15 protein-coding genes, 1 tRNA gene, 1 other RNA gene and 1 riboswitch are annotated in these 14,598 nt (G+C 59.8%); of the genes, 4 read left to right on the forward strand and 13 right to left on the reverse strand.

Translation table 11 applies throughout. The features are described 5' to 3' along the window. Positions 1-13: 13 nt before the first annotated feature. From ACW5W7_RS04460 to ACW5W7_RS04475, 4 genes are all read right to left on the reverse strand, one after another. Complete coding sequence (locus ACW5W7_RS04460) at positions 14-1,522, reverse strand: PTS transporter subunit EIIC (protein WP_456500894.1); 1,509 nt, start codon at positions 1,520-1,522, stop codon at positions 14-16. Between the two features lie 118 nt (positions 1,523-1,640). After that, positions 1,641-2,399 carry a MurR/RpiR family transcriptional regulator gene (locus ACW5W7_RS04465; protein WP_456500895.1) on the reverse strand — a complete coding sequence of 253 codons (759 nt, stop codon included), beginning with the start codon at positions 2,397-2,399 and terminating at the stop codon, positions 1,641-1,643. 533 nt (positions 2,400-2,932) lie between these two features. Further along, on the reverse strand, positions 2,933-3,697 hold the full coding sequence (locus ACW5W7_RS04470) for a DeoR/GlpR family DNA-binding transcription regulator (RefSeq protein WP_456500896.1): 765 nt from the start codon (positions 3,695-3,697) through the stop codon (positions 2,933-2,935). A 44-nt stretch (positions 3,698-3,741) separates the two neighbouring features. Then, positions 3,742-4,524 (reverse strand): HAD family hydrolase, encoded by a 783-nt coding sequence (locus tag ACW5W7_RS04475; RefSeq protein WP_456500897.1) that lies wholly within the window; start codon positions 4,522-4,524, stop codon positions 3,742-3,744. A 192-nt stretch (positions 4,525-4,716) separates the two neighbouring features. Here ACW5W7_RS04475 and ACW5W7_RS04480 point away from each other — a divergent pair, with 192 nt between their 5' ends. Continuing rightward, the gene (locus tag ACW5W7_RS04480) at positions 4,717-5,850 is read left to right on the forward strand and encodes an MFS transporter (protein WP_456500898.1); all 1,134 of its coding nucleotides are present in this window, start codon (positions 4,717-4,719) and stop codon (positions 5,848-5,850) included. Continuing rightward, positions 5,847-6,362, forward strand: coding sequence for a phosphoribosyltransferase (locus ACW5W7_RS04485; RefSeq protein ID WP_456500899.1), 516 nt, complete (start codon positions 5,847-5,849; stop codon positions 6,360-6,362). The genes ACW5W7_RS04480 and ACW5W7_RS04485 overlap by 4 nt, the downstream gene beginning before the upstream one ends. A gap of 252 nt (positions 6,363-6,614) precedes the next feature. On the opposite strand, the gene ACW5W7_RS04490 is transcribed toward ACW5W7_RS04485, so the two are convergent. From ACW5W7_RS04490 to ACW5W7_RS04500, 3 genes are all read right to left on the reverse strand, one after another. After that, positions 6,615-6,743, reverse strand: a non-coding RNA gene (locus ACW5W7_RS04490) — RtT sRNA. A gap of 53 nt (positions 6,744-6,796) precedes the next feature. Then, positions 6,797-6,884, reverse strand: a tRNA-Ser gene (locus tag ACW5W7_RS04495). Between the two features lie 158 nt (positions 6,885-7,042). Next, on the reverse strand, positions 7,043-7,498 hold the full coding sequence (locus tag ACW5W7_RS04500) for a type III secretion system chaperone family protein (RefSeq protein WP_349917995.1): 456 nt from the start codon (positions 7,496-7,498) through the stop codon (positions 7,043-7,045). Between the two features lie 158 nt (positions 7,499-7,656). Between ACW5W7_RS04500 and ACW5W7_RS04505 the strand changes: the two genes are divergently transcribed. Continuing rightward, a complete protein-coding gene (locus ACW5W7_RS04505) occupies positions 7,657-8,994 on the forward strand; it encodes a flavohemoglobin expression-modulating QEGLA motif protein (RefSeq protein ID WP_456500900.1) in 1,338 nt (445 codons plus the stop codon). A 65-nt stretch (positions 8,995-9,059) separates the two neighbouring features. Here ACW5W7_RS04505 and ACW5W7_RS04510 read toward each other — a convergent pair whose 3' ends face one another. Together ACW5W7_RS04510 and ACW5W7_RS04515 are read right to left on the reverse strand one after the other, a co-directional pair. Then, the gene (locus ACW5W7_RS04510) at positions 9,060-9,641 is read right to left on the reverse strand and encodes a thymidine kinase (RefSeq protein WP_456500901.1); all 582 of its coding nucleotides are present in this window, start codon (positions 9,639-9,641) and stop codon (positions 9,060-9,062) included. Positions 9,642-9,727: 86 nt separating this feature from the next. Beyond that, a complete protein-coding gene (locus ACW5W7_RS04515; RefSeq protein WP_456500902.1) occupies positions 9,728-11,308 on the reverse strand; it encodes a Na+/H+ antiporter NhaC family protein in 1,581 nt (526 codons plus the stop codon). Between the two features lie 86 nt (positions 11,309-11,394). After that, positions 11,395-11,566: riboswitch (Lysine riboswitch) on the reverse strand. Between the two features lie 322 nt (positions 11,567-11,888). On the opposite strand from ACW5W7_RS04515, the gene ACW5W7_RS04520 reads away from it, so the two are divergent. Then, a complete protein-coding gene (locus tag ACW5W7_RS04520) occupies positions 11,889-12,296 on the forward strand; it encodes an H-NS family histone-like protein (protein WP_456500903.1) in 408 nt (135 codons plus the stop codon). A gap of 66 nt (positions 12,297-12,362) precedes the next feature. Here the strand turns inward: ACW5W7_RS04520 and ACW5W7_RS04525 are convergent, their stop codons facing one another. From ACW5W7_RS04525 to queC, 4 genes are read right to left on the reverse strand one after another with little or no spacing between them, the layout of a single operon-like run. Next, positions 12,363-12,926: a cob(I)yrinic acid a,c-diamide adenosyltransferase gene (locus tag ACW5W7_RS04525; RefSeq protein ID WP_349918003.1), complete on the reverse strand. Its 564-nt coding sequence runs from the start codon at positions 12,924-12,926 to the stop codon at positions 12,363-12,365. Beyond that, positions 12,923-13,153 carry a DUF3820 family protein gene (locus ACW5W7_RS04530; RefSeq protein ID WP_456500904.1) on the reverse strand — a complete coding sequence of 77 codons (231 nt, stop codon included), beginning with the start codon at positions 13,151-13,153 and terminating at the stop codon, positions 12,923-12,925. Before ACW5W7_RS04530 ends, ACW5W7_RS04525 begins: the two co-directional genes overlap by 4 nt. Position 13,154: 1 nt before the next feature. After that, complete coding sequence (gene queE / locus ACW5W7_RS04535; protein ID WP_456500905.1) at positions 13,155-13,826, reverse strand: 7-carboxy-7-deazaguanine synthase QueE; 672 nt, start codon at positions 13,824-13,826, stop codon at positions 13,155-13,157. 55 nt (positions 13,827-13,881) lie between these two features. Continuing rightward, positions 13,882-14,571 carry a 7-cyano-7-deazaguanine synthase QueC gene (gene queC, locus ACW5W7_RS04540; protein WP_456500906.1) on the reverse strand — a complete coding sequence of 230 codons (690 nt, stop codon included), beginning with the start codon at positions 14,569-14,571 and terminating at the stop codon, positions 13,882-13,884. Positions 14,572-14,598 lie beyond the last annotated feature (27 nt).

A 14,598-nucleotide genomic window follows, 5' to 3' on the forward strand; every position in this document is an offset into this window, starting at 1 on the left:
TCCTTATACGGCTTTATACGGCTTTGGACGTCAGTGGCTGGGGCTGGCTTATCTCGGCATCGGTCTGGAAACCCGCCAGCCAGGAGAAGATGACGCCGAGGGTAAAGGCGACGCCGATGGAGAGCAGGAAGCCCAGGAACTGGGCCATGTGACCCTCCTTGAAGAACACCGGCAGCACGGCGATGCCGGGGATGCAGTAGCTCCAGGAGACCGCATTGAAGGCTCCCGCCACGGTGCCGCCGATGGCGCCGGCCAGACAGCCGCAGACAAGCGGGCGCTTGAAGCGCAGGGCGACCCCGTAGATGGCGGGCTCCGTGATGCCAAACAGGGCGGTCACCCCGGCCGAGAGGGTCATGCTCTTGAGCTCTGCATCCCGGGTCTTGAAATAGACCCCGAACACGGCGCCGGCGATGCCAAATACCGCGGAGGCCTGCAACCCGGTGAAGGTGTCATAGCCCAGGGTGGCATAGTTGCCGACCGTCACCGGGGTGATCCCCCAATGCACGCCCAGGGTCACCAGGGGTGTCCAGACCGCCCCCACCACGAAGCCGGCGATGGAGGGGCTCAGGTGATAGAGGGTGTTGTAGATGCCACCGATGGCGCCGCCGATGAGGTTGCCGATGGGACCGAAGGCCAGCAGGGTCAGGGGCACCATGATGGCGAGACAGAACATGGGGGTGAAGAGGTTGCGCACCACCACCGGCAAAATCCGCTCGAAGAAGCGCTGCACATAGGACATGGCCCACACCATCAGGATGATGGGGATCACCGACGCGGTGTAACTCAGGTACTGCACCGGCAGGCCGAGGAAACTGAGGGGCGCGCTGTTGAGGGGCACCCCCACCAGGTTGACGATGGCCTCGTTGATGGCCGGGTTATCCATCGCCGACTGCATCAGCGCCTGCACCGCCGGATCCGCGGAGTTCGCGAGGATGATTTTGTTCGCGGTCAGCATGTTCATGTAGTCGGGGGAGACCAGGGCACAGGCCGCAATCACCGCAGTGAAGGGGTTCACGTTGAACTTCTTGGCGGCGGTGAAGGCGACCATCACCGGCAGGAAGGTGAACCCGGTCCAGGAGACGAAATTCAGGATGCGGAAGGTGCCGCTGGCGGGATCCATCCAGTCGATGGCGGCGAAGAAGGAGATGAGCCCCTGCAACACGCCGCAGGCGGCCAGGGGATAGAGGAAGGGGGCGAAGATACTGGAGATGATGTCCATCAGCTGGTTGACCATCCCGACTCGGGGGGCGCTGACCACCACGTTCTCATCGATATTCACCAGCTTTTGCACCTCCCGGTAGGCATCGCCGACATGATTGCCGATCACCACCTGCAACTGGCCACTGGATTCGATGACGGTGATGACACCTTTGACCCGCTTGAGCACCTCCTTGTCCACCAGCCCCGTCTCTTTCAAGACGAACCGCAACCGGGTGGCGCAATGCGTCACGCTCACGACATTGCCGTCACCACCAATCAACTCGACGATCTGTTTCGCCGAATCCGCATAGTTAATTGCCATCGTTACCCTTCCCTGCCATTTATTAATTAATATCGAGACTATTTGAACGCTGTGAATGGATGGTAGGGAAAGCACTCAACCTTGTCACCATATAACAAAATGCCAACAATGTTATTTGTTACATTGAGGACACAGCCTGTGACATCTTGGCATTGATGGTATTTGCCAGTTGTCGACCAATGGACTCGATAATATAAATCACCGGCACCTGGGTAGTAATATCATATTCATTATCGACGACCACTCTCGCCGCATGATAGGAAATATTGAAATCTGCCATCTGGGCCAGGGTGGATTTATTATCGCTGGTAATACTGATGACCTTGCAATGGTGCAGCAGGAATTGTTCCGCCAGCTTGATGATCTCCGCCGTTTCCCCCGACACCGATAGCACGATCACCACCGCCTGCTTGTACATGTCGGTGTTGACCGGATAGTAGGGGTCGTCGATGTGGTTGCTGAACTTGCCGATATTCGAGAAGAAGCGAGCCCCGTAGCGGCCCAGCGTGCCGGAGGTGCCGGCCCCCACGAAGATGACCCGCTCGGCCCCGGCAATCTGTCCGGCGGCGCTCAGGATCAGGGCATCGAATTCGTCGTTGTTGATGCTCTTGAAAAAAGAGAGAAACTCATTGGCGCCGTGCGGAATGGATATCTGACCACGTTTTTCACCATTCATCTTGAGGTAGGCTTTGAATTCCGCATAGCCGCTGTAATTCAATTTTTTGCAAAAGCGTAATACCGTGGCCGTCGATACATCACAGGCCTCGGCCAATTCCCTGACCGTCATATAAATAACGGCCTGATGATGTTTCATCACATAGTTATAAACTTTGAATTCGAATGTATTTAACGTGGAGACCAATTGGTTATTGAACATCTTCCATCACCCGAAGCGCTTGCTTGCGTCAGTAGAGACAATGTCACGCAGTGTAACAAAAGCAGAAAAGCGAACGAGTGGTGCCCAAACTAAAAGCGGGAAACGTGATGATTGTCACGCTCATCCTTTGATACCTGTCACGGTATCAACCCGGCCAATCACCGGGTTGGGAATATCAAGCGCCACATGAAACTTGATTTGTTCCGGCCCTGACCGGACTGGGACACAGGATGAAGATGACGAGGGCCGTATCATCTATCCTCCTTCCCGGTCCGACGTGTCTCCGGCTCCTCCTCCCAACGATAGAGGGCCAGCAGGGAGGCCATGTAGCGCTCCGTTTCGCCGATGAGGCGAGCACGGAGACGCAACCATCCGTTTGATAAGCCGGGCTCGACCGGATGACGGCCTGCCCCATCATGGCCTGCCGATGACACCCTGCCTGGCCGCCCCTCGCTGGATAGCCCCGGGCTGGATCTATCCCTGTTTGATAACCCCATGTCACTCTCCCTCCATCAGTCTCTTCGTGTTGCGTCTCAACCCGCCGTGATGACGGTGCAGCCGACAGCCTTGAACGCCGCCATCAGGATGGGATCCTGCTGGGTGCAAATGAGGTAGTCCGTCTGCGCCGAGCTCAGGAAGGGGTAGGACGCCAGGGATTCAATCTTGTCGTCATTGCACAGCACCGCCAGGGAGCCAGAACGCTCCGCCACCCGACGCTTGAACTCGCTGTCCTGATAATGGACTGCGCTGAACCCCAGATCCGATGACCAGGCGCAGACCCCGAGGAAACAGAGATCGAAGCGAAACTTCTGGATGGACTCGGCCGCCGTGATGTCCACCGCGCCGCCCACCATGGGATCCAGCTCGCCCCCCACCAAAATGGTCTTGACGTTGCGCCGCTCCAGCAATCGCACCGCGATGGCCGGGCTATTGGTCACCACCGTCAGATCCAGGTGCTCCGGCATGATGGAGGCCAACAACAAGTGAGTGCTGCTGGCATCGAGGAAGATCAGCTGCTTCTCCTTGATGATGCCGAGGGCCGCCAGCGCCAGCCCCTGTTTCTCGGCCACCTTGCTGTTGCTGCGCTCGGTCAGGGTGCCCGTCTGGGGTGACAAGGAGATGGCGCCCCCGTGGATCCGCTTGCACTGTCCGGCATCGGCCAGTTGCCGCAGATCCCGCCTGATGGTTGCCTCCGTGGTGCCGAGCTGATCCGCCAGGCTCGCCGCCATCACCTTGTGATGAGCGGCCAGCAGATCCAGGATCAGCAGCTGCCGCTCCTCCGGTGAATATTTGTCCATGATGATCCCCTGTGGTGATGGCGCTTGCGCCTGCTCGCCGCGCCTCATCGGCCCGATTGCAGCGCGAGCAACCGCAATATGGTGTGCATGACGGCGTCGTCATCGTTCGAGCGGGTGATGAAGTTGGCCGCCGCCTTGGTCTCGTCGCAACCATTTCGCATGGCGAAGCTGAGATCGGCGCAGCCCATCAGCTCGACATCGTTGAGCCCATCCCCGAATACCAGGGTCTCATGGCGGCCGGCACCGACCAGCACCTGCAGCCTGGCCACAGTGGTGCCCTTGTGTACCCCGGCGTTGGCGATGTCGATCCAGTTCTTCTCGGACACGACGATATAGGCATCCTCATTGAAGGCATCGAGCTCGCCTCTCAGCGCTGGGCTGCGCCCCTGCTCGTCATAGACGGTGATCTTCACGAAATCGGCGCCGATCTCATTAAAATCACCGACGGTTTTGACCTTGCTGTAGGAGCGGCGCACCAGCTCTTTCAGGTGGGGCGCAATATCCTCTCTGATGAAGGCAAACTCGGCGGTGCAGGCAATGGTGATGTGCGAGCCCGGCACATGCGCGAGCCGGTCTATGATGGCCAGTCCCAGGGTATTGCCCAGCAAGGATTGATAGACATACTGGCCACGGTGCTTGATGCGGGTCGCGCTGTCTCCCAGGATCCAGAAGTTCGCACTCTCCTCCCCCAGCAGCTCCTCGACCCTGTCCACCTGCTTGCCGGTACAGGGGGCGAAATGCACCCCTTGCCGCGCCATGGCGGTCACGACATCGCGAAACAGAGCCCGGTTGTAATCGCCCTGGCTGTTGAGAAAGGTTCCGTCCATATCCGTAATGATGAGTTTTATCATGCGCTTGCCTCGACGCTCCTCTCCGTGACGCCCTCATCATATCGCCAAAACGAACACATACAAACAAAATAAAGATCATTTGCGTTCATTTTTGTTTGAGCATGTCATAGGATGATGCCAACCCGGCAGATGAGCTGCCGCCGGCACCCCCATGTTCAGGAGACCATCATGCCATCCCCCCTCTCCCTCACACTGCCTCACCGCGACAGGCTGGCAACGAGAGTCACCTTCTTCTGCTCGGGCTTCGCCACGGCGGCCTGGGCCTCCATCATCCCCTTCGTCAAGCAGCATGTGCAGCTCAGTGACGGCGCCATGGGCATGATGCTGCTCTGCCTCGGCGGGGGGGCCCTGCTTGGCATGCCCATCGCGGGGATCTGTACCAGCCGATTTGGCTGCAAACGGACGCTTGTCGGCTCCGTCCTGGCCATGGCCCTGCTGTGTTACGGCATGAGCATAGGCACCACGGGCTGCGCCATGAACATCCATGCCCTCGCCGTCGAGAAGGATGCCCGCAAGCCGCTCATGTCCGGCTTTCACGGCTTCTACAGCCTGGGCGGCATGAGCGGCGCCTTCGTCCTCACCCTGTTGCTCAGCCTCGGCCTGTCCCCGCTGGGCGCAACCCTGGCTACATCGCTCCTCATCCTGGCCTTGCTGGCCCTGAGCGCCCCGGGCTACAGAACCGAGCCCCAATCCCACAGCGGCCCCCTGTTCGCCCTGCCAAGGGGCCCCGTCATCCTCATCGGGGTCATCTGTTTCGTCTTCTTCCTGGCCGAAGGGACAGTGCTGGATTGGAGCGGCATCTTCCTCCATGAATATCGCGCCGTACCGGCCAGCGCCGCCGGGCTCGGGATCCTCTTCTTCTCCATCGCCATGACCGGCGGCCGCCTGCTGGGTGACAGCGTCGTTGCTCGCCTGGGGGCCAGACGGGTCGTCACTGGTGGCGCCCTCATCGCCATCACGGGCTTCCTGCTCAGCCTCGCGCTGCCCAGCTGGCAGGCAGCACTGCTGGGCTATGCCCTCATCGGCCTGGGCTGCTCCAACATAGTGCCCGTGATGTTTTCGGCGGCCGGCCAGCAGCGGATCATGCCGGGGGCCCTCGCCATCACCGCCGTCTCCACCCTCGGCTATGTCGGTGTGCTCTCTGGCCCCGCCCTGGTCGGCTTTGGCGCCGAAGCCCTCGATCTGCCCGCAGCCCTCTATGGGGTTGCCCTGCTGGTGCTGTTCGCCCTGCTACTCAGCAGACGGGTGCCCCTGACGCCAGCCCCTGCATCTATGTCATCAATCTGTCTGGAGAAATCATGAAGAACCCTATTTTCGGCGAAACGGTATTGACCAAGCAGGATATCGAGCTGGGTGTTCAAGTCGTCGCCAAACGGCTCAACGAACGCTTCAAGGAGGCGGTGGTGGTAACCGTAGTGCCGGGGGGCATGCTGTTCACCGCGGATCTGGTCAGGGGGCTCAACTTCGATGTCGCCATGGATTACATCTCCTGCCCCCACACCCCGGGGGAGCGCCATAACGACTCCCCCATCGTCTTTCACGACAACATCGGCATCTGCGGCAAGGATGTCATCCTGGTGGACGATGCCATCGAATCAGGCGGCACCATGAAGCGGCTGGTGGCGCACCTGCAAGCGTTCACGCCACGTTCGCTGTCCATCGCGACCCTGTTCGTCAAACCGGGGCGCGTAGCCATCCCCGTCGAACAGTTTTATGCCTATGAAATGGAAAGCGACGAGCTGCTGGTGGGCTACGGCCTGCCCTGGGAGCACAAGTACAGAAACATCCCCTCTATCTGCAAATTGAAGAGATAACGGCGCGACCAATCTGCCCCTCGCGACGCCCAAGTCTGGATTATTACCAGAAAACAAAAAGCCGACCCAGAGGTCGGCTTTTCATTTGGCTGTGCCGGAACTGACTCGTGCCGTCTCTGGCGCCCGTTCTGCGGGCAGCCTGCGGCTGTCCAGGAGGGTTATCTACCCTTCTGTCGAACCAGGGTCCAAACCGAGCCGCCCATCATCGGATAAAACAAAGGGCCTGTCTTGCGACAGGCCCTTTGTTTTATTTGGCAGTGAGGAAGGGATGATTCGCCACTTCGTGACTCACCCCTTCGGGGCGGCCTGTGGCCGTTCATCGCGGCAAGCCGCTCTGCTCGAACCCGGCGAGGGTTCTCACCCTCCCTCGAAGGCATCAGAGATGCATGTCGACTGGATAGCAAAAAGCCGACCCTGAGGTCGGCTTTTCAATTTGGCGGTGAGGGAGGGATTCGAACCCTCGATACGTTGCCGTATACACACTTTCCAGGCGTGCTCCTTCAGCCACTCGGACACCTCACCAAATTTTGGTCTGTGGTTTAACGTGTTCAGCCAACACGAGGTCACTGCGCTAACGCGCTGGAACGGGGCGTAATTTAGGGGAAAGGGCTGCCTGCGTCAACGGCTTTTTGGCTTGGGCGAACCGTTCGCACATTTAACGCACAATCCCGCCCCTCGACTCAGTGCACGGATTCCGGCGACACCTGGATTTCCGGCAGATTGAGGAAGCCCAGTCGCTCGCACTCGGAGACCACCTCGTGGGTCGCCGCCGTGGTGCTCTCGACAAACAGCAGGAACTGCTCCACGGAGAGACCCGCCTTGGTGAAGACGGTGTGGCCCACGATGAGACGCGGCAGATTGTCGTCGATAATATCGAGGAATACCTTCAGAGACGGGTACTGCATGTTGAGGCGACCCAGCTCAGCCATCAGCGGCAGCAGGGATGAGGGCCGCACTTCCAGTTCGGACGAGAACAACAGCCCCTCCTCTTCGACGAAGATCCGGCTCTCTTGAATGCCCTCCACGGATTGCAGGGACACCAGGTGGATGCCGTGGCACTGGTCGCACACGTAGTGCTCGATCCGGGCCTGCTGCAACCAACGCATTATCATTTCGGAGCTGGGGATATTCATCATTTTCACGACACTAGAGGGATCAAGGGGCGCAGTCTAAACCAATTTGTCGGCAACCAAAAGCGCGCCGGCGGGATAGTCCCCTCTCTCGCTTCTTTTTGGCAGGCGCTATGCATATACTCAGCCATTCTCGCCCCACACCCGCCCCATGAGGGGGCCCGATGACCATCCAAGAAAAGTATCGCCTGCACCTCAAATCCCTCTCCGATGAGCTGCTCGCCCTGCAAAAACCCATCCGCATCCTGGATGCCATCAAGTGGCCCCGTCACCTGCAGACCGAATTTCTGGCCAAGGGTGGGCGCGAGCTGCCCGCCATCGACGCCGCCTTCTATCAGGGACTGCCACTGGACTTCGATCCCCGCAACAAATACCTGGAGCTCAAGGAGTTGCGGGACAGGATCCGGCGACGCCTCGGCCCCCAGGACGATCTGGGGCGCATTCTGCAAGAGACGGTGGATCAGTACATGGTGGTCATCGAGATGCTGCGCCAGCGCGGTCAGCCGGACTTTCTGCGCTACAGCCAGATCCTCTATGGCTCGGCGAGCGACCACCTGCGCGGGGATCGCAAGACGCTAAAGGAACTTGGCGCCCGCCTGTGCGACATCTTCTCCCTGCCCGGTGCCCGCCACCTGGTGCGCCCCTACCCCAAAGAGTTCGAGGGGGAAGCGGCGGTGGCCAGGTTGCAGGGCAAGCTGTCCGGCTACTTCGAGGATGGCGCTATCCAGGTCAAGCTCAGCGATGGCATTGTCTCCGACGCCGCCGCCGGCGGCGATTACATCAAGCTGAGCTCCCACGCCCGCTTCTCCGAACTGGATCTGCAGGTGCTGGAAGTACACGAGGGCTGGGTACACGTGGGCACCACCCTGAACGGCCGCCAGCAATCCTACGCCACCTGGCTCGGGGCGGGGTCGCCCCGCATCACCGCCTGTCAGGAGGGGCTGGCAGTGCTCATCGAGACCCTCACCTTCAGCTCCTTCCCGGACAGGGCCAAGCGCATCTCGGATCGGGTGATGGCCATCGACATGGCAGAGCGCGGCGCCGACTTCATCGAGGTATTCCGGCATTTTGTCGAGAAGGGGGCCAGCGAACACGATGCCTACAAGATCACCCAGCGGGTGTTTCGCGGCGGCATGGTCGAGGGTGGCGCCTGCTTCACCAAGGATCTCTCCTACGTGAAGGGCTATGTGGAGACGGTCAACTTCATCCGCAGCGCCGTGCTGGAGGGGGTCCCCGAGATCCTGCCCATGCTGTTCGTCGGCAAGGTGACCCTGGACGATATCCCCGTGCTCTACCAGCACTACCTGGAGGGGCTCATCGACGCGCCCCGCTACCTCCCCCCCATGTTCCGGGATCTCACCGGCCTCTACGTCTGGTTCGGCTTCGCCTCCGGCATGTCCCTCGTCGACATCGGCCGGGTCCAGCAGCATTTTCGCCAGCTGTTCCACCGCCTGCCGGTGGCCGACCCCATCATAGCGCCGGTGGACATCGAGATAGACTGAACCGCACACGGCCACAGCCAAGAAAAAGGGCGCCCTGTCGGCGCCCTTTGCGATCCTGCTTTCGGTTACTTGAAGGCCCGGCCATCCAGATAGTGCTTGCGACACAGGGACACATAGCGATCGTTGCCGCCTATCTCCACCTGCTCGCCATCGTGCATCACCTGCCCCGCTTCGTTCACGCGAGAGTTCATGTGGGCCTTGTTGCCACACCAGCAGATGCTCTTGAGCTCCTCGAACTTGTCGGCGAGGCAGAGCAGATGGTAGGAGCCCGGGAACAGTTCGCCGCGAAAATCTGTCTTGAGGCCGTAGGCGATGACCGGGATCTTGAGCTCATCGACGATACGGGCCAGCTGATAGACCTGCTCCCGAGTCAGGAACTGGGCCTCGTCGACGATGAACACATCGATCTTCTTCTCGCCGTGGCGTGTCTGGACCATCTCGAACAGATCACAGCTGTCACTGAACACTTCCACCTTCAGCTCCAAGCCTACTCTTGCACTGATCACCCCGGTTCCGAAGCGATCGTCGATGACCGGCGTCATGGCCAGCGGAACCATGCCTCGCTCCAGGTAGTTGAAGTGCGCCTGAATAAGCTGGGTCGACTTGCCCGAGTTCATGGTGGCGAATTTGTAGTGCAGTGAAGCCATGGTACTGTTCCGAAACTGAATTTATGGGGCGCATGCTAACCAATGCCCCCGCCAAAACCAAGGGGCCCGTGGGCCCCTTGTTTAATTTATGCGACTGCCAGCGCTCTCGCCTGCCGCGCCTTGCGCAGGTGATAGCTGGAGAAGATGACAAACCAGAGGGCACTGACGGTGAAGCCTGCCAGTACGGAGTGCATCAGCCCCATCACCAGGTAGCCCATGGCCGCGCCGAAGGCGATGGCAAGGGCGTAGGGCAGCTGGGTCATCACGTGATCGATGTGATGGCAGCCGGCGCCGGTGGCCGACAGTATGCTGGTGCTGGAGATGGGGGAGCTGTGATCCCCGAACACCGAGCCCGCCAGCACGGCGGCCAGCATGGGCAGCATCAGGGCCACATCGCTCGCGGCCGCCATGTCACCGGCCAGCGGCAGCATGATGCCGAAGGTGCCCCAGCTGGTGCCGGTGGCAAACGCCATGGCGCAGGAGAGCACGAACACCACGGCGGGCAACACTTCCACCGGCAGGTTGCCGTTGGCCATGGAAGCCAGGTACTTGCCGGTCTCCACGTCACGCACCACGGCACCGATGGTCCAGGCGAACAGCAGGATGTTGATGGCGGGCAGCATGGCCATCACGCCTTGCGGCGCTGCCTTCATCCAGTTCTTGGCACCCAGCTTGAGGCGCATGGCCAAGCCGATGGAGACCACCAGGCTGCACAGGGCGCCATAGACCAGGGAGGAGCCGACATTGGTATTCTCGAACGAGCCGAGCACGCTGAAGGGTTCACCCTTGCTGGCCAGCACGGCGGCACCGGAGTCAATCATGAAGTAGACGGTGGCCAGAGTCAGGGTCAGGATCGGCAGCACCATGTCGATCATGCCGCCGTTGCTCTCCTCGGGGCACTCCATGTCCAGACCGATGGGTCGGCCCTTGGACTCATCCCACAGCTTGCCCTCCAGGGCCCACTGCTCGTGCTGGCGCATGGAGCCGATGTCGAGCTGGAAGGCGATCACCACCAGCACCATGATCAGGGTGAACACGGCGTAGAGGTTCATGGGGATCATCTCGACGAAGGCGGAGATGGGGCTCTGATCCGTCAGGCCATGGGCCGCCATGATGCCGCCCACCAGGGCGATGATGTAGGCCCCCCAGGAGGAGATGGGCATCAGCACGCAGACCGGCGCTGCGGTGGAGTCCAGCAGATAGGCCAGCTTGGCGCGGGAGATCTGGAAGCGATCGGTGACCGGACGGCAGATGGCCCCCACCGACAGGCTGTGGAAGAAGTCATCGATGAAGAAGGCGAACACCATCATGCCGGTCAGCGCCTTGGCCCCCTTGCGGGTCTTGGCGCGTTTCGCGGCCCACTCTGCGAAGGCGCGAGTGGCACCGGAGACGCTCATCAGGCTGATGAGGCCACCCAGCAGCAGCATGAACAGGATCATGTTCACGTTGTCACGATTCAATGCGCCATCGACCCAGAAGATCTTGAGCACGGTGTTCAGCATGTAATGCAGGGAAGCGAGGGGGTCAAACTGATTGAGCAGCAGGCTGCCCGCAATGATACCCACCCCCAGCGACACCAGGACGCGGCGGGTGATGATAGCCAATGCGACGGCCAGCAAGGGGGGAACGATAGACCAACCGGAGTCGGCGTAGTGAACGATGTCCATGATCTCTTTGCACCTAAAGACAGCAGGTGGAGATCTACCGAGAGGATAAAGAAACAAAACCCATGGGGAGGTAATACTCCTCAGCCCCTTCAGGTAGCGCTCCATAGTGGATGACTATGGCAGTCCTGCACCTGTTCGATGCAGAACCAGCAACCCGGTATGATGGCCTGGTCACTTCGGCGCCGACTCCTTTCCTCGAGCATCGCAGGCATCACCCTCCGCTCGGTTACTCATAGGCAGCGCGCCTCTACTTAAAGGTATTCGGGGCACATTTTATCGAGGCACGGTGTGATAGCAAGTTTTTTGATTAAAATTCAATGCGAGTATGGCGATGAATCGCGAAGGGGTAGTCAAATGGTTCACAAAAATCGATCCAGCCGACATTTTCATCTATCTGGAACTCATTTGAAGATTAATGACCGCCCATCGGGGCAATATATCGCCCCGCTATCTCGCCTGGCTTAATTTATATTTTCCCATAATTAATTCCGCGCGCTTGACTTGATGGCGAGCCCCCCTATAAATTAACGAAAATAGCTTTTCATCCCCCCTGTATATTTCTGCTCGCGTGGTAGCCAATATGAACGAATTTCTGAAAGTGCTGTTGAATATCCGTAGTCTGCGGGCGACCTGCCGTGAACTGACGCTGGAACAATTGGAAGAAGGTCTGGAAAAACTCACCACCATCGTCACCGAACGCCAGCAGGATGAATCTGCCGACCGTCAGGCGCGGGAAGAACATCAACGTAAAATTGCCGAATATGCCGAAATGCTGAAAGCGGCCGGCATTGACCCCGCCGAATTGGTAGGCACAGTGGCCGTCGATTCCCCCAAAGCCGGTAAAAGCAAACGTGCCCCCCGCCCCGCCAAATATCGCTATCTCGATGACAACGGCGTGGAAAAAACCTGGACCGGTCAGGGTCGCATGCCCTCCACCATTGCCAAGGCCGTGGCCGAAGGTAAATCCGTGGAAGCGTTCGCCATCTGAAAACAGCGCGACCCTTGCAATAAAAAACCTCGCCATGGCGAGGTTTTTTATTGTCCCGAATCTGGCCTAGCCGCGATCTGCGGCCTTGACCCAGAGCACCTCGGGCGTGCCGGTACAGACGAGCAGATACCGCGCCACCGTGAAGAACCAGTCGCTCAGCCGGTTCAGATAGGGCAAGACCGCCGGGTTGACCTGCTCGGTGCGACTCAGGCCCAGCAGCAACCGCTCGCAGCGGCGGGTCAGGGTACGCACCACATGGGCCTGGGCCGCCGCCCGGGAGCCGCTTGGCAAAATGAAATTATGCAGCGCAGGCAACTTGGCGCTGTAGGCATCTATTTGCTGCTCGAGGCGCAATGTCCACTGCTCGCTGACCTGCCACAGTTCGCTATTTTGCGCCTCGCTGGAAAAGGCCAGCTCTCCTCCCAAGTCAAATAACTCCTGCTGCAGCAATATCAGCTCGGCCAGCAGGGTTTTCTCCTGCTCGGGTATTTCGGCCATCAACAGACCTATCTGGGAATTTAACTCATCGATGGCGCCATAGGTCTCGACGCGCGGATCATCCTTGGCCAAACGGGAGCCATCGGCCAAGCGAGTGAGTCCCTTGTCCCCCTGCCGGGTATATATTCTCATGGCGACATCCTGTTAATAATGGGAATAATCATGGACTCCAGTCCATTGAGTTTTATCTCGTACGCCAGTGCCAATGACTGGCCCAGGGATCCTGCCGGAAAACCGGTGCGGGCCATCCACACCAGATAGGGCTCCGGAATATCGATGATACGCCGGCCCCGATATTTTCCGTAAGGCATCTGGTTTGCCAGGGTGAGCAATACCCGCTCGTCCGTGAGATTATCCATCTTAATCGATATTCAGATATTTGTGAGTCTGGATGGATAGTCGCCAATTGCGGGCGATACAGGTCGCCATGGCAAGTTCGGTGGCCCTCGGCTTCTGGCTGATGGGCTGCAAGGCAATCACCACATCGGGGCGTAGACTGGCGGTTGCCAGCAGGGCATCGAGCTCTTCGATGTGTCGCTCGGTCGCCACCGGGTGCTTGATCTCGTTCGCCCGCTCGAGCGCCGACACCAGTACAGGCAAGCCCCCCTTCATCCCGATCTTCGGGGAAACGGTGACCCAGGTCTGTGCATGGGTCAGGATCTCGCTGGTACCGCTGGTTTCGATCTGTACCTGGTAACCCGCATCCAGCAGGGCGCCCGAGAGCTCATGGAGATCGTAGAGGCAGGGCTCGCCACCGGTGATCACCACATGGCGCGCCTGGTAGCCCAGGGTCTCGAAGCTCTCGAGGATCGCCTCCGTGCTCATCTTGCTCCAGCCATCGCACTCGTTGGATCTGTCCAGCACCTCGCCTGGGCCCACTTCACGGGCCGGGTCCACCACCCAGGTGTGACGGGTATCGCACCAGGGGCAACCCACGGGGCACCCCTGCAGGCGCACGAAGATGGCGGGCAGGCCGGTGAAGACCCCCTCCCCCTGGATGGTCTGGAATATCTCGTTGATTGGGTAGTGCATGCTGGTCACGGCTTGTTGCAAAAGGCGCGGATTATACCCCAAACAGGGGCAAGACTCACAACCCGGTTTTTGCGTGCAGGCGCGCCATGACCCCGACCCTGTCCGCCAGATAGTGGTTCAGACCGCGGCTGCGCAGCTCGCAGGCTGGGCAAGTACCGCAGCCATCCCCCTGGATGCCGTTGTAGCAGGTGAGGGTCTGCTGGCGCACGGTATCCAGGTGACCATAGTGATCCGCCAAGGCCCAGGTTTCGGCCTTGTCGAGCCACATCAGAGGCGTCTCGAAGACGAGGCCGCGATCCAGCCCGAGGGAGACCGCCTGGTTGAGCGCCTTGACGAACTCGTCACGGCAATCCGGGTAGCCGGAGAAATCGGTCTCGCATACCCCTGTGATGACGGTTCCCGCCCCCACCTGATAGGCATAGATGGCGGCCAGGGTCAGGAACAGGATGTTGCGCCCCGGCACGAAGGTGTTGGGCAGGCCGTTGTCCTGCAGCTCGCCACTGACCGGAATATCGTCGCGGGTCAGGGCCGAGACCGCCAGCTCCCCCAGCATGGTCACGTCCATCACCTTGTGGGCGGCGATACCCAGCGTGCCGGCGAGTCGGCGGGCCGTCTCTATCTCCTCCCGGTGGCGCTGGCCATAATCGAAGGTGATGGCGTGCACTTCGTCATACTTGGCCAGGGCCTGCACCAGACAAGTGGTACTGTCCTGACCGCCACTGAATACCACGACGGCTTTATTCACGTGTCTCACTCCTCTTTGTTTAAATAC

It is taken from the genome of Aeromonas intestinalis, from assembly GCF_054052485.1.